This window comes from Caballeronia fortuita (assembly GCF_001544835.2).
Classification (GTDB): Bacteria; Pseudomonadota; Gammaproteobacteria; order Burkholderiales; family Burkholderiaceae; genus Caballeronia; species Caballeronia fortuita.
Map to the genome: position 1 here is coordinate 328,996 of NZ_FCNX02000002.1, position 18,832 is coordinate 347,827.

Genomic DNA, 18,832 nt, shown 5'->3' on the forward strand with positions numbered 1-18,832 from the left:
AGATGACATGACTAACAAAGTAGCGATCGTCACGGGCGCGAGTCAGGGCATCGGACGTTCGAGCGCGATTCGCCTTGCGCGCGATTTCGATTCGATCGTGCTCGTCGCGCGCAATCGCGTGAATCTCGACGAAACGGCGCGCATGGTCGAGCAGGAAGGCGCACGCACGCTGAGCATCGATATCGATCTCGCGCAGCCCGACGCGGCGCGGCAAGTCATCGATACAACGCTCGGTGCGTTCGGCCGCATCGACGCGCTGCTCAATATCGCGGGCGCGGTGCCGCAGATCGATCTGTTCGACATGAGCGACGAACAATGGGACGCGGGCTTCGCTTTGAAGCTCCACGGCGCGCGTCGGTTGACTGTCGCGGCGTGGCCTGCGCTCAAGGCGTCGTCGGGTTCCGTCGTATTGATGTCGGGCAATTCGGCGCTGTTTCCGAAGGCTCCGTACGCGGCGGTCGGCACGATCAACGCCGCGATCGTCGCATTGGCGAAGGCATTTTCCGATCGTGGCATTGCCGATGGCGTGCAGGTCAATAGCGTGTTGCCCGGCCCGGTGATGACAGGACGACGACGCTCGTATCTCGAACATTGGGCGCCGCTGCACGACATGAGCGTCGAAGAAGCGACCGCGCGCTTTCCCGCCGAAGCGGGCATCGCACGATATGGCACGCCCAGCGAGATCGCGGAACTGATGGCGTTTCTCGTATCGCCCGCCGCGAAATGGATGACGGGCAGCACGCTGCGAATGGACGGTGGCGAAGTCAAGTCGATATGACGCGCGCTGAATCCGATGCCGCGACGAGCTTGCGGATGACATCGATCAACGGCGTCTTTCCCTTGACGATTTCGCCGCGCGGTCCTTCGAAGTCGATCCAGCCTTCGTTGAAGCCATCGAGCATGCGAATGCGCGGCATCGGGTGCTGCATGCCCTGACTCGTGAACAAGGCTTCCCAGGTGTCGCGCGGCACGGCTTGCGCGCGTACCGGCTTGCCGAGCACGCCGGCAAACGCAGCGGCGATATCGTCCGGGCTCGCGCGTTGCGGTCCTTCGAGTTCGACGATGCGTACGCCCGTCCACGCGTCGCGCATCAGCTTGGCCGCGAGGTCGCCGATATCGGCAGTCGCGATCATCGGTATCGCGCGATCGAGCGGCTGCAAAAACGAGTACACGATGCCTTCGTCACGCGCCGAATCGATGTCCCATGCGCAGTTCTCCATGAACCAGCCAGGACGCAAGAAGGTCACGGGAATCGATTGCTCGCGAAGCGCTTCTTCGAGCAACGTGCGCTGCGTCAGAAGATTGCTTTGCGTGGCCTGTGCGCCGATCGTCGAGAGGCACACGATCCTGCGCGGCTTCGCATGCGCGAGCGCAGCAACGATCGCGTCGATGACTTCGCGCGCTTCCCGGAAGTCCGGCGTGGGATCGAACTCGGGCGGCGGTAGTATGAAGACGCAATCGGCGCGGTCGAACGCGCGTGCGAGCGCATCGGCGTCGGTCATCGTTGCGAGTGCGACTTCGCAGCCGCGCGCCGACCATGCGGCGCCTTTCTTCTCGTCGCGCATCACGGCGCGCACGGGTTGGCCTGCTTCAAGCAGCGCGTTCGCGAGCGCGCCGCCGACTTGTCCGGTAACTCCGGTGATGACGTACATGTCCGGCTCCTTAAGCCATGCGTTTGACTACGACGGATCGCATGTTAGAGCGCGGAGCGATGCTGAAAAATGGCGCGAGAGTTATAGGATTGATGACGCCGCGTCATCGATGCGCGTGCCGCGCATCAATGTCCCGGCCCGTTCCATTCGATGCAGCTCAGAACGAGCGTGCTGCCGGCGCCCGCTCCCGGACTGAGCATCGCCGTATGAAACTCGCTGTCCGTGCACCGCCAGTTCGCCTGAAGGTCTTTCCTGCACGCCTGCGCGGCATTGCCAATGCGCTTTGGATTCGGCATATAACTACAGGTATCGAGACCATCGCATTGACGCGTGAGATCGCGCGTCGCGTTACCGTTTTCAGCGCCGCAATTCGCCCCGTAGGTGCCCGACACGATCGTGATCGTTCGCGCATCGGCGTCCGCGACGTACGCCAGGCTCGCAAGCATCACGATAGTCGACGCAGCCGCCGTGCTCGTGTGCATGACATCCTCCTTCGCAATCGAACGTCGACCGATCACTTCGATACTACACTCGCGCCACGCCGGCCTGAACATGTTCATCAGTTCGCTTATCATCGGAACTCCGCGCATCGAACATATCGGATCGGCAACCGGATCGGAGGTCGCATGCCACCGCTACGCGCAATCCATCTTCTGCAGACGAAAGAAGGCTCGCGTCTGCACGGCCCGGAACTCGGCCGCTGGCGCCGCTGGGGACCGTATCTGAGCGAACGCCAGTGGGGGACGGTGCGCGAGGATTACAGCGAGTACGGCACCGCGTGGGATTACTTTCCGCACGATCATGCGCGCAGCCGGATGTATCGCTGGGGAGAAGACGGCATCGCGGGATTCGGCGACGATCCGCTCGACTGGTGCGTGTCCCTCGCGCTCTGGAACGGCCGCGATCCTATCATCAAGGAACGGTTATTCGGCCTCACGAACGAGCAAGGCAATCACGGCGAAGACGTGAAGGAGCTGTACTTCTATCTCGACGGCACGCCGACGCATTCGTACATGAAGATGCTGTACAAGTATCCGCACGACGCGTATCCGTATCAGCAGCTTATCGATGAAAACAGGCGGCGCGGACCCGATCAGCCCGAATACGAAGTGCTCGATACGGGCGTGTTCGACGACGATCGCTACTTCGATGTCTGCGTCGAATATGCGAAGCACGCGCCGGATGACATCGTGATGCGCGTGACCATCGAGAATCGCGCGAACGAGGCCGCGTCGCTCCACGTGCTGCCGCAGTTCTGGGCGCGCAATCGCTGGACGTGGTCGAGCAAATGGGGCAAGCCATCGTTGAGGCTCGAGCACGATGCGCGCGAAGGCACGCGCGTTGTCGCGCACAATCCAGCGCATGACACGTTGTTCGTCACGGCAACGGCCCAGGTGCCGGTCGAATGGCTTTTCTGCGAGAACGAAACGAACGTTCGACGCATCTTCGGCATGGAAGGCGCGGGACCGTTCAAGGACGGCTTCAACGACTATCTCGTCGAAGGCAACGAACAGGCGATCCGTCGCGATCGTGGCACGCGCAGCGCGGCGCACGCGCATCTGCAGCTCGGCGCGCATGAACGCTCGGTGATGTATCTGCGCTGGCGTCCGGCGTCGATATCGAACGATCCGCCGCTCGACATGGCGCAACTCTTCGCGCGCCGCCAAGCGGAAGCCGACGAGTTCTACGCGACGCTGCAACACGATATCGGCGATACCGACGCGCGCCTCGTGCAACATCAGGCGCTCGCCGGCATGCTGTGGACGAAGCAGTATTACCAGTTCGACGTCACGCGCTGGCACGACGGCGATCCGGGCCTGCCCGCGCCGCCGCCCGCGCGCCGCCGCGGCCGCAACGCGGACTGGCGGCATATGTGCAATGGCGACATCGTGTCGATGCCGGACAAGTGGGAGTATCCGTGGTACGCGTCGTGGGACCTCGCGTTTCATGCGGTCGCGTTCGCGACAATCGATCCCGACTTCGCGAAGAAGCAGTTGCTGCTGCTCGTGAAAGAGCGCTACATGCATCCGAACGGGCAATTGCCCGCGTACGAATGGGCGTTCGGCGATGCCAATCCGCCCGTTCACGCGTGGGCGACGTGGCGCGTGTTCGAGCTCGATCGCGAGATGACCGGCATCGGCGATCACGCGTTTCTCGAAGTGATGTTCCACAAGCTGCTGCTGAACTTCGCATGGTGGGTCAACCGCAAGGACGCCGACGATCGCAACATCTTTCAGGGCGGTTTCCTCGGGCTCGACAACATCGGCATCTTCGATCGCTCGCAGCCGCTGCCGACCGGCGGCCGCATCGATCAGGCCGATGGCACCGCATGGATGGCGTCGTATGCGCTCGACCTCATGCAGATCGGCCTCGAACTCGCGATGACGAACGAATCGTATGTCGAGATCGCGGTGAAGTTCTTCGAGCACTTTCTATACATCGCGGAAGCGGTCAGTTGCGGCGAAGTCTGCAACACGGGCCTATGGGACGGCAGCGACGAATTCTTCTACGACGTGCTGCATTTGCCTAACGGTACGCGCGTGCCGATGCGCATTCGCTCGATTGTCGGATTGATTCCGCTTTTCGCCGTGCACGTGCTCGAGGAACGCGTGTACGGCGATCTGCCCGGACTGCGCGAACGGCTCGTCTGGTTTCTCGATCATCGGCCGAACCTCGCGAAGCTCGTTTCGCGCTGGACCGAGCCCGGCAAAGGCAACACCACGCTGCTTTCGCTGTTGCGCGGACATCGCATGAAGGCGCTGCTGCGTCGCACGCTCGACGAGTGCGAGTTCCTTTCGGATTACGGCGTGCGTGCGCTATCGCGCGTGCATTGCGACCAGCCCTATGTCTTCGATCACGATGGCGTGAATGTCTGCATCCGCTACTTGCCCGCCGAATCGGATTCGCGCGTGTTCGGCGGCAATTCGAACTGGCGCGGCCCGATCTGGATGCCGGTCAATTACTTGCTGATCGAATCGCTCTACGAGTTTCATCGCTACTATGGCGATGACTTTCGCGTCGAGCATCCGACTGGCTCGGGGAACATGCGTTCGCTGAGCGAGATCGCGGACGATCTGTCACGGCGCATCGGCACGCTCTTTCTGAAAGACGCAGATGGCAAGCGTCCCGTGATGGCCGCCTATCCGATGCTGCAAGCCGATCCGCGCTCGCAGGATCTCATTCTCTTTCACGAGTACTTTCATGGCGACAACGGACGCGGCGTCGGCGCTTCGCATCAGACCGGATGGAGCGGGCTCGTTGCGCTGCTGCTGCAACCGCGTCTGATGAAGCTGTCGCATGTCGGGCCGGAAGCGCCTGTCATGGCCGTGCGACTGAACGAACAAGCGGCGGCTGAGATGGGGCGTTAGTGGTTATCGCTCCAGATTCCCAAAGCAAACATACTTCGCCTCGAGATACTCCTCGACACCCGATGACGCCCCTTCGCGTCCCATTCCCGATTCCTTGATGCCGCCGAACGGCGCGACCTCGTTGAACACGAGGCTGTCGTTCACCCCGACGACGCCGCATTCCAGCGCTTCCATCACCCTGAACGCGCGGCTGATATCCGCCGTGTAGAAGTACGCTGCGAGGCCCGTGCGCGTGTCGTTGGCGAGCGTGATGACATCGTCCTCGTCCCTGAATGGCAGCACGCTCGCAATCGGCCCGAGCACTTCGTCGCCGCAGACGCTCATCGACGGATCGACGCCCGTCAGCACCGTCGGCCTGAAAAAGTTCGATCCCGGCTTCACGCGCGCGCCGCCCGCCGCGACCGTCGCGCCGAGCCTCAGCGCTTCATCGACGAGGCTTTCGATGCGCGCCACCGCCGCTTCGCCGATGAGCGGGCCGATCTGCGCGCCCTCGTCGAGCGCGTCGCCCACCTTCAGCAACGCGACTTTCGACACCAGCTTCGCGACGAAAGTCTCGTAAACGTCCTCATGCACGAAGAAGCGATTCGCGCACATCGCCGCCTGGCCCGAGTGACGGAAACGCGCATCGAGCGCGCCCTTCACGGCGAGGTCGATGTCGGCATCGCCGAACACGATGAAAGGACAGTTCGCGCCCAGTTCGAGCGACATCTTCTTCACCGTGGGCGCGCACAGGCTCATCAGCCGCTTGCCTTCTTCGATGGAACCGGTGAACGATACCTTCCTCACATCGGCGCTCGCGAGCAGCGCGCTCCTGACCGGCTCGCCCTCGCCCGTCAGCACCGAGAGCACGCCGCGCGGCAAGCCTGCGTTCTCGCCGAGCACGCACAGCGCGAGCGCGGAGAACGGCGTCTGCGGATCGGGATGATGGATGACCGTGCAGCCCGCCGCGAGCGCGGCGCCGACGCGTCGCGCGACCATCGACGAAGGAAAGGTCCATGAGGTGATCGCACCGCACACGCCAACCGGCTGATGCAGCACCCGAATACGCTGATTGCGCCGCGGCGCGGGAATGTTGTCGCCATAGATGCGGCGCGCTTCCTCCGCGAACCAGTCGAGGTAGTTCGCGGCCTGCGTGACTTCGGAACGCGCTTCGTGCAGCGGCTTGCCTTGTTCGCTGCAGAGGATGCTGGCCAGATCGTCGCGATGCTGCTCGACGAGACGCGCCCACTCTCTCAACACCGACGCGCGCTCGCGGCTGCTCCAGCTACGCCAGTCCTGCAAGGCCGCGCTCGCGCATTCGATGGCTTCGCTCACCTGCTCCGCCGTGACCTGCGGCACCGAACCGATGATCTCGCCCGACGATGGATTCGCGACCGGCACGCGCGGCAGCGACGTATTGTCGACCCACGCGCCGCCGATATACGCCGATTGCTCGAAAAGACTGGGGCACTGCAGGTTCATGGCTCGCTCCAATGCGTTCGGGGCTTCGTGCATTCAGTTGCATCGAGCTTAACGCATTTTCTACGCGCCATTCGGGCGCGCGCGGCATCTCCGGTATATGAATGCCGCGCGCGCGCCGCAAGAACATCACATCAATGGCTTGCGCCCTCCACCGCGCCGATGCCCGTTTCCGAACGCACGGTCTGCGCTTCGAAACCGGCCTTGTCGATGCGTGAGCGCGCCGATCTGTCGGTCACCGAGAAGAGCCATATGCCGATGAAGCCGATCGCCATCGAGAACAGCGCGGGCGATGCATACGGGAACGGCGCACTCGCGTAATGGAACACATCGACCCAGACGGCCTTCGAGAGAATCGTCATCACGACTGCCGAGAGGAGGCCGAGAAAGCCGCCGATGGCCGCGCCGCGCGTCGTGCAGCCGCGCCACAGCACCGACATGAAGAGCACCGGAAAATTGGCCGATGCCGCCACCGCGAACGCGAGCGACACCATGAACGCGATGTTCTGCTTCTCGAACACGATGCCGAGCACGACCGCGACGATGCCGAGCACGATCGTCGTGATGCGCGATACCTTCAGCTCGCTTTTGCTCGACGCCTGGCCCTTCTTGAACACGGTCGCATAGAGATCGTGCGATACCGCCGACGCACCCGCGAGCGTCAGACCCGCGACGACCGCGAGAATGGTCGCGAACGCAACGGCCGAGATGAAGCCGAGGAACACGTTGCCGCCCACCGCGCTCGCCAGATGCACCGCCGCCATGTTCGTGCCGCCGAGCAGCTTGCCGCCCGCATCCTTGAACATCGGATTGGTGCTCACGAGCACGATCGCGCCGAAGCCGATGATGAACGTGAGAATGTAGAAGTAGCCGATCCACGTCGTCGCCCAGAACACCGACTTGCGCGCTTCCTTCGCGTTGGGCACGGTGAAGAAGCGCATCAGGATATGCGGCAGCCCGGCCGTGCCGAACATCAGCGCGATGCCGAAGGAGATCGCCGAGATCGGGTCCTTGATGAAGTTGCCCGGCCCCATGATCGACGCCTTCTTCTCGTGCACGTCGACGGCTTTGGCGAAGAGCGCCTCGGGGCTGAAGTGGAATTGCCACAGCACCATGAACGCCATGAACGAAGCGCCCGCGAGCAGCAGACACGCCTTGATGATCTGCACCCACGTCGTCGCGGTCATGCCGCCGAAGAGCACGTACACCATCATCAGCGCGCCGACGATCACCACCGCGATCCAGTATTCGAGCCCGAACAGCAGCTTGATGAGTTGTCCCGCGCCGACCATCTGCGCGATCAGATAGAACGCAACGACAACCAGCGTGCCCGATGCCGCGAACGCGCGAATCGGCGTCTGCTTGAAGCGATACGCGGCGACATCGGCGAACGTGAAGCGGCCGAGATTGCGCAGACGCTCCGCCATCAGGAACGTGATGATCGGCCAGCCGACGAGAAAGCCGATCGAATAGATGAGCCCGTCGTAGCCGTTGCTATAGACCGCCGCCGATATGCCGAGAAACGACGCCGCCGACATGAAGTCGCCCGCGATCGCAAGCCCGTTCTGGAAGCCCGTGATGCCGCCGCCCGCCGTGTAGAACTCGGCCGCCGAGCGCGTCTTCTTCGCGGCCCACTTGGTGATGAAGAGCGTCGCGATCACGAACGCGATGAACATGCAGATCGCGGTCCAGTTGGTCGCCTGCTTCACTGCCTGGCCGAGATCGCCGCCCGCGGCGAATGCATTCGCGGACGCGATGAAAAGCGCGCCCGCGGCGATTGAACGATGCGCGTTCATGCGGCCTCCCGCTTGATCTTGTCGGTGAGCTCGTCGTACGTGCTATTTGCATGACGCACGTAGAGCCCCGTGATGACGACCGTGAAGACGATGACGAACAGGCCGATCGGCATGCCCCACGTCATCACGCCCGCGCCCATCTTCGCGGCGAGCAGGTCGCGGTCGAACGCGATCAGCAGCACATAGCCGTAATAGACGATCAGCACGAGCGCCGTCAGCGTCCAGCCGAGCTTCGAGCGCTTGCGCACCAGTTCGCCGTAAGCGGCGCTCGACTTGATTTTCTCCACGATCTTCAGATCCATTTCCGTCTCCTGCATGGATGTCTCTTCTCTGCGTGCAAAGGCGCCCGCGTTCGGCGCGGCGCGCGAACGGTCAGCGATGCGTTGATTCAAGGAAACCCCAGGCGGGGCGTTCATGCGATGCTTCGCGCAGCGGTGCGACGCGAGTCGCCGCCGATGCGCTGGAGACTAAGGTAAAAGCGCGCGCTTACCCGTTTCTTACGCGCGCTGTTTTCTTTCGACGGGGTTTACGCGAACCATCGGGCGCGATTACATCGCATCAGCGATGTTCCGTTGTAAGTAGGCACGTACGACGCAGGCGTTCACGATGCACGTCAGCGTTGCAAAAAACGTGACGATGAAACGTCGTCATGCGCGGCGATCCGCACCGCATCGGTCAGTAATTGCTGCGCATTCCGTTCCCCTGTGTTCAGCCAAAATCGCATTAAACGCTATGGCGTTTTCATCCGTATTCAGCTATTAGTAGACTCGTCACGCACGTCACGCTGCACGGTGGCGAACCATGAGCATCTCTGGCTATAACTCGACCGTGAATACCGGAGGCAGCTACGACACATCACAAGCACCAGGCTCGCGTTCGTTGACGTCGCCATAAAGCCCTGTCCCGCGCGATTTCATCGCATGGCGAAGCATGTCTGGAAAGCGCGCGCTTTTCCGGCGGGCTTTCGCTGAAACGCACACCGCGAGCATTGTCGTGGCGAGGCGCCTTTGCGGCGCGCTCGCTCATCAACGATCGGCCATCCCAACGGGGGAGGCGCCCATGGCGTTCGTGTCGGAACAGGTACTCAACCGCGGTTCGTTCGTTCAACCGTCGCGCTCCATGCGCGCGCTGCGTTTCGCCGCAGCCGCCGCGCTCGCGTCGCTGGCGCTCACGGCGTGCAAGAAGCCCGCTCCGCAAGCGCAGAAACCCGTGGTCGATGTCACCGTCGTGACCGTCGCCGCGCAATCGACGCCCGTCGACTTCGAATTCACCGCGCAGACGCAAAGCTCGCGCGAAGTGGAAATCCGCGCGCGCGTCGATGGCTTCCTCGAAAAGCGCATGTACATCGAAGGCTCGCTCGTCTCGGCCAATCAGGTCATGTTCATCATGGACAAACGGCCCTTCGAGGCGGCGCTGCAGACGGCCAAGGGCTCGCTCGCGCAACAGCAGGCGCGCCTGCTCGTCACGCAGCAGAACCTCCAGCGCGTGAAGCCGCTCGCCGCGATGAATGCGTTGAGCAAAAAGGATCTCGACGATGCCGTCGGCAACGAAAAGAGCGCGGAGGCGGCCGTCATCGCTGCGAAAGGCGAAGTGCAGACCGCCGAGCTGAACCTGAGCTACACGACGATCCGCTCGCCGCTCAAGGGCCTCTCCAGCTTCGCGCGGGTGCAGGAAGGCAGCTACGTGACGCCGACGCAAGGCGGCCTGCTCACCTACGTCTATCAGCTCGACCCGATGTGGGTGAACTTCAGCATTTCCGAGAACGAGTTGCTCGGTTATCGCGAGCAGATCAAGAAAGGCCAGTTGCACTTTCCGCCCGACAACAAGTTCGATGTCACCGTCATCCAGGCCGACGGCTCGGTCTTTCCGCAGACCGGCCGCATCGACTTCACGAATCCGGCCTTCAGCACGGAGACGGGCACGTTCCTCGTGCGCGCGGTGTTCGCGAATCCGCAGGGCACGCTGCGCCCCGGCCAGTTCGTGAAGGCGCGGGTCGCGGGCGCGGTGCGGCCCGACGCGATACTCGTGCCGCAACGCGCCGTGCTGCAAGGCGCGAAGAGTCATTACGTATGGACGCTCGACGATCAGTCGAAGCCGCATCAGCGCGTCGTCGAAGTCGGCGAGTGGCACGGCGACGACTGGTTCGTCACGAGCGGCCTGAAAGCGGGCGAGCGCGTCATCGTCGATGGCGCGATACGCGTAAGCGCGGACTCGCAGGTTCGCGTCGTCTCCGCGCCGCCGGCCGCGGCCGATGCCGGGGCATCGGGCGCGCAGGAGGCGTCGCTCGGACAGACGAAGAGCGCAAGCGGCGGGACCGGAAAGTGACGTGATTTGACGACTATCGCAGGACGTCGCGCGGAAGAGGCCAATGAACATTTCACATTTCTGCATTGACCGTCCCATATTCGCGTCGGTCATATCGATCATCATCACGCTGGGCGGCGCGTTGACGATGCTCGCGCTGCCCACCGCGCAGTATCCCGACATCACGCCGCCGCAGATCACGATCTCCGCGACCTATCCGGGCGCGAGCGCCGACGTGGTCGCGAACAACGTCGCCGCGCCGATCGAGCAGCAGGTCAACGGCGCGGACAACATGATCTACATGAGCTCGTCGAGTTCGTCGACGGGCAATCTCACGATCAACGCGTACTTCCAGATCGGCACGAACCCCGAACTCGCGCAGGTCGACGTGCAGAACCGCGTGAATCTCGCGCTGCCGCAACTGCCGCAATCGGTGACGGCGCAGGGCGTGCAGGTGCAGAAGAAGTCGCAGGCGTTCATGATGGTCATCGCCATCTATTCGCCCGACGAGCGTTACGACGCGACCTACATCGCGAACTACGCGAACGTGTATGTTCTCGATGCGCTGAAGCGCATTCCCGGCGCCAACCAGTCGAGCATCTTCGGCACGCCCGATTACGCGATGCGTATCTGGCTCAAGCCCGATCGCATGGCGCAGCTTGGCATCACCGCCGCCGACGTGCAGCGCGCCGTCGCCAATCAGAACCAGCAGTTCGCCGTCGGCCGCCTCGGGCAATCGCCGACCGGCGCGCCCGTCGAACAGTCCTTCGCTGTGACGACGACCGGCCGCCTCACCGAGCCTTCCGAGTTCGAGAACATCATCATCCGCGCGCAGTCGGGCGGCGCTGCGATCGTGCGTCTGAAAGACGTGGGCCGCGCCGAGCTCGGGCAAAAGGATTATTCGATCCGCAGCCGCTTCAACGGCAAATCCGCGACCGTGCTCGCCGTCTATCAGCAGCCGGGCGCGAACGCGCTCGACGTGTCGAAGCAGGTGCGCGCCGCGCTCGCGGAGATGAAAAAGACCTTCCCGCAAGGCATCGATTACGAAATCGCGATGGACACGACCGAGTTCACGCGCGCGTCCATCTCCGACGTGGTGCACACCTTCTTCGAAGCGGTCGTGCTCGTCGTCATCGTCGTGTTCGTGTTCCTGCAAAGCCTGCGCGCGACGCTGATTCCGGTGCTCGCGGTGCCGGTGTCGATCGTCGGCACGTTCATGGGCATGGAGGCGCTCGGCTTCTCCATCAACATGCTGACGCTGTTCGGCATGGTGCTCGCGATCGGCATTGTCGTGGACGATGCGATCGTCGTGATCGAGAACGTCGAGCGGAACATGACCGTGCACAAGCTCGATCCGAAGACCGCCGCGAAGAAGGCGATGGACGAAGTGGCCGGGCCGGTCGTCGCGATCGTGCTCGTGCTGTGCGCGGTGTTCGTGCCGGTCGCGTTCCTCTCCGGCATCACCGGGCAGATGTACAAGCAGTTCGCCATCACGATTGCGATATCGGTGGTGATCTCGGGCATCGTCGCGCTGACCTTGTCGCCCGCCCTCGCCTCGTTGCTGCTCAAGCCCGGGCATCACGAGAAAAAAGGCTTTTTCCGCTGGTTCGACAACCAGTTCGCGCGCATGACGCGCGGCTACACGAGCGTCGTGCGGCTCATCATCAAGCGCTTCGCGATCGCGCTTCTGCTCTTTGCCGGCATGATCGCGCTCGCGGTCGTGATGATGAAGGACATACCGACCGCCTTCCTGCCGCCGGAAGATCAGGGCTATCTGCTCGGCGCGGTCATCATGCCCGATGCCGCGTCGCTCGATCGCACCGGCGCGGTGTCGGATCGCGTGACCGAATACTTCGTGAAGCAGCCCGCGGTCGGCAGCATTACGACCGTCGACGGCTTTTCGATTCTGGACAGCCAGAACAAGAACAACGCGTCTACGTTCTTCGTCGGCTTCAAGAGTTTCGAGGATCGTTATACGTCGGCCAATATCCGCACGCAGAACGCGCGCGCCGTGCTCGTCGACGCTTACAAGCATCTGTCGCAGATCAGGGAGGGCATCGTCGTGCCGCTCAATCCGCCGTCGATTCCGGGTCTCGGCACGACGGGCGGCACCGAGATGTGGATTCAGAGCAAGGGCGACGCGACCATCGCGCAGTTCGCGGGAATCGTCGACGACTTCGTTGCGAAGGCGAAAGCGCGGCCCGAGCTGACCGGCGTGACCTCGACCTTCAATGCGTCGTCGCAGCAACTGCTCGCGAACGTCGATCGCGACAAGGCCGAAACGCTCGGCGTGCCCGTAGAGGACGTTTATAGCGCGATGCAGACGATGTTCGGCTCGCTCTACGTGTCGCAGTTCAATCGATCGAGCCGCCTGTGGCAAGTGATTCTGCAGGCCGAGCCGCAGTATCGGCTGAAGCCGGACGATCTCACGCAGATCTTCGTGAAGAGCAAGACCGGCGAGATGGTGCCGCTCAAGGCCGTGGTCAATACGAAGTATGTGACCGGACCCGATCTCATCACGCGCTTCAACAACTTCCCCGCGGTGAAGATCACGGCGAACGCCGCGCCGGGCTACGCGTCGGGGCAAGTGATCGCGGCGCTCGAAGACATCGCGAAAGACTTGCCGACCGATTACGGCATCGGCTGGAGCGGCGAGGCTTACGAGGCGAAGCAGTCGGGCAGTTCGTCGGCGCTCGTGTTCATCTTCGGTCTGATCATGGTGTTCCTGATCCTCGCCGCGCAGTACGAGAAGTGGAGCCTGCCGTTCGGCGTCTTGATGGCCGTGCCGTTCGCGATCTTCGGCGCGCTGCTCGCGATCCTCTTGCGCGGCCTCAACAACGACGTGTATTTCCAGATCGGCCTGACGATGCTCGTCGCGCTCGCAGCGAAGAACGCGATTCTCATCTTCGAGTTCGCCGTGCTGAACCGCGAGGCGGGCGCCTCCGTCTACGATGCCGCGATGACCGCCGCCGAAGAGCGCCTGCGCCCGATCGTCATGACCTCGCTCGCGTTCATTCTCGGCTGCGTGCCGCTCGCGATCGCGACGGGCGCATCGGCGAACAGCCGCCATTCGATCGGCACGGGCGTGATCGGCGGGATGCTCGGCGCGACGGTCATCGCCGTGTTCTTCATCCCGATGTTCTTCTGGGGACTCGAAACGATGTCGTCGCGCTCCAAGAAAAACAAGAGCGCCGAAGCGCGCCCCGCCGATGCGCAACATCCGCACGGCGGCAGCGGCCCGAACGCATCGCCGTCCGCTCCGGACAAGGGAGAGTGACATGAGGCGCGTGAGGCTCATTCTGTCTCTGCCGGGCGTCGCCGTCGCGCTGTCGCTCTCCGGCTGCCTGCTCGGTCCTGATTATTCGCGTCAGCCTGTCGATACCCCGGCGACGTATCGCTTCGCCGCGCCCGAAGTCGCCGACGCCGCGAACAGCGAATGGTGGCGTCAGTTCCAGGACCCGGTGCTCGACGAGCTGATCTCGACCGCGCTCGCGAACAACAAGGACGTGAAGATCGCGGCGGCGCGCGTCGATCAGTTTCTGGGCCAGTTCGTGACGACGCGCGCTGCGCTCTTTCCGCAGCTCGCGGCGGGCGCATCGGCTTCGCGGCAGCGCGCGTCGGCAGCGGGACCGCAACCGCTCAACGGCTTCGGGCCGATCTACAACGACTTCCAGGCGTCGGTGTCGGCGTCGTGGGAACTCGATCTCTTCGGCCGCAACCGTCGGTTGACCGAAGCGGCGCGCGCGAATCTGCTGTCGAGCGAGGAAGGACGGCGCGCGACGATCCTCTCACTGGTGGCGTCGGTGGCGTCGTCGTATCTGAATCTGCGCAGCCTCGACAAGCAGCTCGAAATCGCCAAAGCGACGACGCAAAGCCGCGCGGAATCGGTCCATGTCTTCACACTGCGCTTCGAAGGCGGCGAAGTCTCGCAGATGGAGCTCGCGCAAAGCCAGTCCGAATACGAAGCCTCGCTCGCGACGATTCCGCAGCTCGAAACGCAGATCGCGCAGCAGGAAGACGCGCTTTCGGTGCTGCTCGGCGCGAATCCCGGACCCATCGTGCGCGGCCGCACGCTCGGCGAGTTCGCGACGCCTGTGATTCCCGCCGGCCTGCCGTCCGACTTGCTGGAGCGCCGGCCCGATCTCTTGCAGGCCGAACAGGATCTGGTCGCGGCGAATGCGCTCATCGGCGCGGCGCGCGCGCTCTACTTTCCGCAGATATCGCTGACGGGTCTGCTCGGCACCGCGAGCGGCCAGTTCTCGTCGCTCTTCACGGGGCCGTCGCGCATCTGGTCGTTCGCGGGACAGGTCACGCAGCCGATCTTCACGGCGGGCAACATCTCCGGTCAGGTGCAGTCCGCCGAGGCGCAGCAGCAGGCGGCGCTGCTTACGTACCAGAAGGCGATCCAGGTCGCGTTCCAGGAAGTCGACGACGCGCTCATCGCCTCGCAGAAACTGCACGAGCAACTCGAAGTGCAGGGCCGCCAGGTCACGGCGCTCGCGACCTACTCGCGTCTTGCACGGGCGCGTTACGAAGGCGGCTACACGAGCTATATCGAAGTGCTCGACGCCGAGCGCAGCCTATTCAACGCGCAGCTTTCGGAGACGCAGACGCAGGCGGCGGCGCTCGTGTCGTTCGTCACGCTCTACAAGGTGATGGGCGGCGGCTGGGTCGTCGCGGCCGACAAGATGACGACGCAGCAGCAGACGGCGACGCCATCGGCCGATTCGCCCAGGCCGGGCCAGCCCGCTTCGCAGACGGTGCAATGAACACGGTCACAACCGAGGATCGCACTGCGCGGCCGCTGATCGCGTGCCACGAATGCGACCTCATGCAGCGCGAGTCCGACGTTCCGCCCGGCGGCACGCTGCGCTGCTGCCGTTGCCGCGCGGTGCTGTACCGCCGCCGCGCGCGCGGCTTCGATCGCGCGCTCGCATATGCGCTCGCCGCGTGCGTGTTGTGGCTGATTTCGAACGCGTTCCCTATCGTGGGGCTCGCGGTGAACGGCGACCTCGTCGAGACGACGCTTTTCGGCGCCGTGCGCGTGCTCTATCGCGATGGCATGTGGCCGCTCGCCGCGCTCATCTTCGTGACGACGATCCTGATGCCCGCGATCCAGGCGACCGGCATGGTGTGGCTGCTGCTGCCGCTCCATCTGAAGCGCCGTCCGTGGCGCGCCGACGCCGTGTTCCGTCTGCTGCGCGTCGCGCGCAACTGGGGCATGACCGAAGTGCTGATGCTCGGCCTGCTCGTCGCGGTCGTGAAGCTCGCGCATATCGCGTCGGTGGTGACGGGGCCGGCGCTGTGGTCGCTCGCGGCGCTGATGCTGCTGCTCGTCGCGGCGGCATCCGCTTACGATGAACGCGCGATGTGGCAGCGCATCGAAGGCGCGCCGCCGGGCGTTCCGTCCGATACGCCGCTCGCGGGCCGCACGGCGGCGCAAAGCGGCATCTGCGTCTGTCACGATTGCGGGCTGTCGACGCGCGGCGTGCTGCACGGCACGCATCTGTGCTGCCCGCGTTGCGGCGCGCATCTGCATCTGCGCAAACCGGCAAGCCTCTCGCGCACGTGGGCCTATCTGATCGCGGCGGCGATTCTGTACATTCCCGCGAACATGTTGCCGGTGATGAACACGAGTTCGCTCTTCGGCGCGCAGAAGGACACGATCATGAGCGGCGTCGCGTACCTGTGGCACTCGGGCTCGTGGCCGCTCGCGATCATCGTGTTCATCGCGAGCATTGCCGTGCCGATGCTCAAGATTCTCGCGATCGGCTATCTCGCCGCGACCGCGAATCTGCGCATGACGGTGCGCAGTGCGCAACGCGCGCGCATCTATCGCATCGTGGAACTGGTGGGACGCTGGTCGATGCTCGATATCTACGTGATCGCCGTGCTCGTCGCGCTCGTGCAGTTCAGCGCGATGGCGACGATCGAGGCGGGGCCGGCGGCGATCGCGTTCGGCGCGGTCGTCGTGCTGACGATGTTCGCGGCGATGTCGTTCGATCCGCGCCTCATCTGGGATTTCTCGCCGCCCCGGAACGGTTCGCGATGAGCTCCCCCGACGACATGCCCGACGCCGAAGTCGTGCCGAAAAAACGCTGGCGCATTCCGTGGGTCTGGGTCGTGCCCGCGATCGCGGTAGCGGTCGGCATCTGGCTCGCGGTGCAGGCGGTGCTCGCGCAGGGCCCGACGGTCACGATCAGCTTCAAGACCGGCGAGGGGCTGGAGGCGGGCAAGACGAAGATCAAGTTCAAGGACGTGGACATCGGGCTCGTGAAGTCGGTCGCGCTTTCGAAGGATTACCGGCACGTGGTCGCCACGGCGGAACTGACGCGCGATGCGGCCAACATGCTCGTCGACGACACGCGCTTCTGGGTCGTGCGTCCGCGCGTCGCGGGCGGCTCGGTGTCGGGCATCGGCACGCTGTTGTCGGGTGCGTATATCGGCATGGATATCGGCCACTCGAAGGAGACGCGGCACGATTACACCGGCCTAGAAACGCCGCCGGTCTTCGCGAGCGACGTGCCGGGGCGGCAGTTCGTTCTGAAGGCGACCGATCTCGGTTCGGTCGATGTCGGCACGCCGATCTACTTCCGGCGGCTGCAGGTGGGTCAGGTGACGTCGTTCGAACTCGACAAGGACGGCAGCGGCGTCACGCTGCACGTGTTCGTGAACGCCCCCTATGATCGCTACGTGAACGCCGATTCGCGCTTCTGGCAGGCGGGCGGCATCGACGTGACGCTCGGCACGGACGGCCTCAAGGTCAACACGCAGTCGCTCGTGTCGATCCTGATCGGCGGGCTTGCATTCGAGACGCCCGCCGTGTCGCTCAGTTGGGCGGAGGCGCCGCGCGACACGGTGTTCACGCTGCATCCGACGCGCGCCGAGGCGCTGCGCGTGCAGGAACACATCGTCGATAAATACGTCTTCGCCTTCGATGGCTCGGTGCGCGGCCTCGCGGTGGGCGCGCCGGTGGAGTTTCGCGGCATCCAGATCGGCGAAGTAGCGTCGATCAATACGCGCTTCGATCCGGTCACGAAGCGCATCAGCATTCCGGTCGAGGTCAACCTGTATCCGGAGCGGTTCACGTCGCGCTTCGAGAACGTGCCGCGCGGCGGACGGCTCGTGAAAGATCGCAAGGACCTGGCGGATCTGCTCGTCGCGCGCGGCTTGCGCGGACAGTTGCGCACGGGCAGCCTGCTGACGGGTCAGCTCTATGTGTCGCTGGATTTTTTCCCGCACGCGAAGAAGGCGAGCATCGACTGGAACCGCTCGCCGCCCGAATTGCCGACGACGCCGAGCGGTCTCGAATCAATGCAGGATTCGATCAACCGCATCATGACGCGCATCGACAAGCTGCCGATCGAGGAACTCACCGCGAGCGCGCGGCAGACGCTCGACAGCACGACGACGTTGATGCGCGGCCTCAACACGGAAGTCGTGCCGCAGGCCGCGACGACGCTTGCCGCCGCGCGCGCCGCGCTCGACGCCGCGCATTCGACGCTCATGCCGGATTCCGGCTTGCAGCAGGACACGGCCGAAGCGATCCGCGAACTCACGCGCACCGCTGCCTCGTTCCGCAGTCTCGCGGATTATCTGCAGCAGCATCCGGAAGCGTTGCTGCGCGGCAAGCCGGAGGACAAGAAGTGATGCGGCCCGTACTCGTGTCTTTCGTCGTTCTCATGTCGATGCTCGCAGGCTGCGCATCGCCGCGCGCAAGCTTCTATCGCCTGAGCGCCGATCCCTCGCTTACCGCTATTTCGACGGCCACGGCCACGCGTGCGACGACGCGGCCCGTGATCGTCGGACCGGTGACGGTGCCCGATCTCGTCGACCGGCCGCAGATCGTCACGCGCAACACGGATAACGAAGTCGCGCTCAACGAATATGCGCGCTGGGGAGAGCCGCTCAAGAGCAGTATCGCGGATGCCATCGCGGCCGATCTCGCGGTGCTGCTCGCCTCCGGCAAAGTGGCGCCCGCCTCGCGCGCGATCGCGGACCCGGACGCGTGGCGCGTGCGCGTCGATATCCAGCAGTTCGAATCCGTTCCGGGCGATGCCGTCATGATCGATGCGCAGTGGACCGTGCGCCGCTTCGGCGATGAGAGCGCGCTCACGGGCCGCTCGATGGTGCGCGAGCCGGTGAACGGCGATGGCTGGGATGCGCTCGTGGCCGCGCATAGCCGCGCGCTCGCGCGGGTGAGCCGGGAAATCGCGGGGGCGATTGCGGGAAGTGCCGTGCGATAGACGCACAC

The 18,832-nt window shown here is 64.1% G+C and carries 13 protein-coding genes; 8 read left to right on the forward strand and 5 right to left on the reverse strand.

What is annotated here, in order from left to right; genetic code table 11:
• The first annotated feature begins 7 nt into the window (after positions 1-7).
• Positions 8-778 carry an SDR family oxidoreductase gene (locus AWB77_RS05780; RefSeq protein WP_061133433.1) on the forward strand — a complete coding sequence of 257 codons (771 nt, stop codon included), beginning with the start codon at positions 8-10 and terminating at the stop codon, positions 776-778.
• Here the strand turns inward: AWB77_RS05780 and AWB77_RS05785 are convergent.
• Both AWB77_RS05785 and AWB77_RS05790 read right to left on the reverse strand, forming a co-directional pair.
• A complete protein-coding gene (locus AWB77_RS05785) occupies positions 765-1,652 on the reverse strand; it encodes an NmrA family NAD(P)-binding protein (RefSeq protein ID WP_061133434.1) in 888 nt (295 codons plus the stop codon). The genes AWB77_RS05780 and AWB77_RS05785 overlap by 14 nt on opposite strands.
• Positions 1,653-1,777: 125 nt before the next feature.
• A complete protein-coding gene (locus AWB77_RS05790) occupies positions 1,778-2,134 on the reverse strand; it encodes a hypothetical protein (protein WP_063936485.1) in 357 nt (118 codons plus the stop codon).
• A gap of 144 nt (positions 2,135-2,278) precedes the next feature.
• On the opposite strand from AWB77_RS05790, the gene AWB77_RS05795 reads away from it, so the two are divergent.
• The gene (locus AWB77_RS05795) at positions 2,279-5,020 is read left to right on the forward strand and encodes an MGH1-like glycoside hydrolase domain-containing protein (RefSeq protein ID WP_061133435.1); all 2,742 of its coding nucleotides are present in this window, start codon (positions 2,279-2,281) and stop codon (positions 5,018-5,020) included.
• A 3-nt stretch (positions 5,021-5,023) separates the two neighbouring features.
• On the opposite strand, the gene AWB77_RS05800 is transcribed toward AWB77_RS05795, so the two are convergent.
• The 3 genes from AWB77_RS05800 to AWB77_RS05810 all read right to left on the reverse strand — a co-directional run bounded on the left by AWB77_RS05800 (position 5,024) and on the right by AWB77_RS05810 (position 8,576).
• Entirely contained in the window at positions 5,024-6,481 is a 1,458-nt protein-coding gene (locus tag AWB77_RS05800; protein WP_061133436.1) for an NAD-dependent succinate-semialdehyde dehydrogenase, read from the reverse strand.
• A 131-nt stretch (positions 6,482-6,612) separates the two neighbouring features.
• Positions 6,613-8,274 (reverse strand): cation acetate symporter, encoded by a 1,662-nt coding sequence (locus tag AWB77_RS05805; protein ID WP_061133437.1) that lies wholly within the window; start codon positions 8,272-8,274, stop codon positions 6,613-6,615.
• A complete protein-coding gene (locus tag AWB77_RS05810) occupies positions 8,271-8,576 on the reverse strand; it encodes a DUF485 domain-containing protein (RefSeq protein ID WP_061133685.1) in 306 nt (101 codons plus the stop codon). The genes AWB77_RS05805 and AWB77_RS05810 overlap by 4 nt, the downstream gene beginning before the upstream one ends.
• A gap of 757 nt (positions 8,577-9,333) precedes the next feature.
• Between AWB77_RS05810 and AWB77_RS05815 the strand changes: the two genes are divergently transcribed.
• From AWB77_RS05815 to AWB77_RS05840, 6 genes are read left to right on the forward strand one after another with little or no spacing between them, the layout of a single operon-like run.
• Positions 9,334-10,599, forward strand: a complete 1,266-nt coding sequence (locus AWB77_RS05815) for an efflux RND transporter periplasmic adaptor subunit (protein ID WP_061133438.1) — start codon at positions 9,334-9,336, stop codon at positions 10,597-10,599.
• A gap of 43 nt (positions 10,600-10,642) precedes the next feature.
• On the forward strand, positions 10,643-13,855 hold the full coding sequence (locus AWB77_RS05820) for an efflux RND transporter permease subunit (protein WP_061133439.1): 3,213 nt from the start codon (positions 10,643-10,645) through the stop codon (positions 13,853-13,855).
• 1 nt (position 13,856) lies between these two features.
• Positions 13,857-15,347 (forward strand): efflux transporter outer membrane subunit, encoded by a 1,491-nt coding sequence (locus AWB77_RS05825; protein ID WP_061133440.1) that lies wholly within the window; start codon positions 13,857-13,859, stop codon positions 15,345-15,347.
• On the forward strand, positions 15,344-16,630 hold the full coding sequence (locus AWB77_RS05830; protein WP_061133441.1) for a paraquat-inducible protein A: 1,287 nt from the start codon (positions 15,344-15,346) through the stop codon (positions 16,628-16,630). Before AWB77_RS05825 ends, AWB77_RS05830 begins: the two co-directional genes overlap by 4 nt.
• Positions 16,627-18,228, forward strand: coding sequence for a PqiB family protein (locus AWB77_RS05835; RefSeq protein ID WP_061133442.1), 1,602 nt, complete (start codon positions 16,627-16,629; stop codon positions 18,226-18,228). Before AWB77_RS05830 ends, AWB77_RS05835 begins: the two co-directional genes overlap by 4 nt.
• On the forward strand, positions 18,228-18,824 hold the full coding sequence (locus AWB77_RS05840) for a PqiC family protein (RefSeq protein ID WP_061133443.1): 597 nt from the start codon (positions 18,228-18,230) through the stop codon (positions 18,822-18,824). The genes AWB77_RS05835 and AWB77_RS05840 overlap by 1 nt, the downstream gene beginning before the upstream one ends.
• The last annotated feature ends 8 nt before the right edge of the window (positions 18,825-18,832 follow it).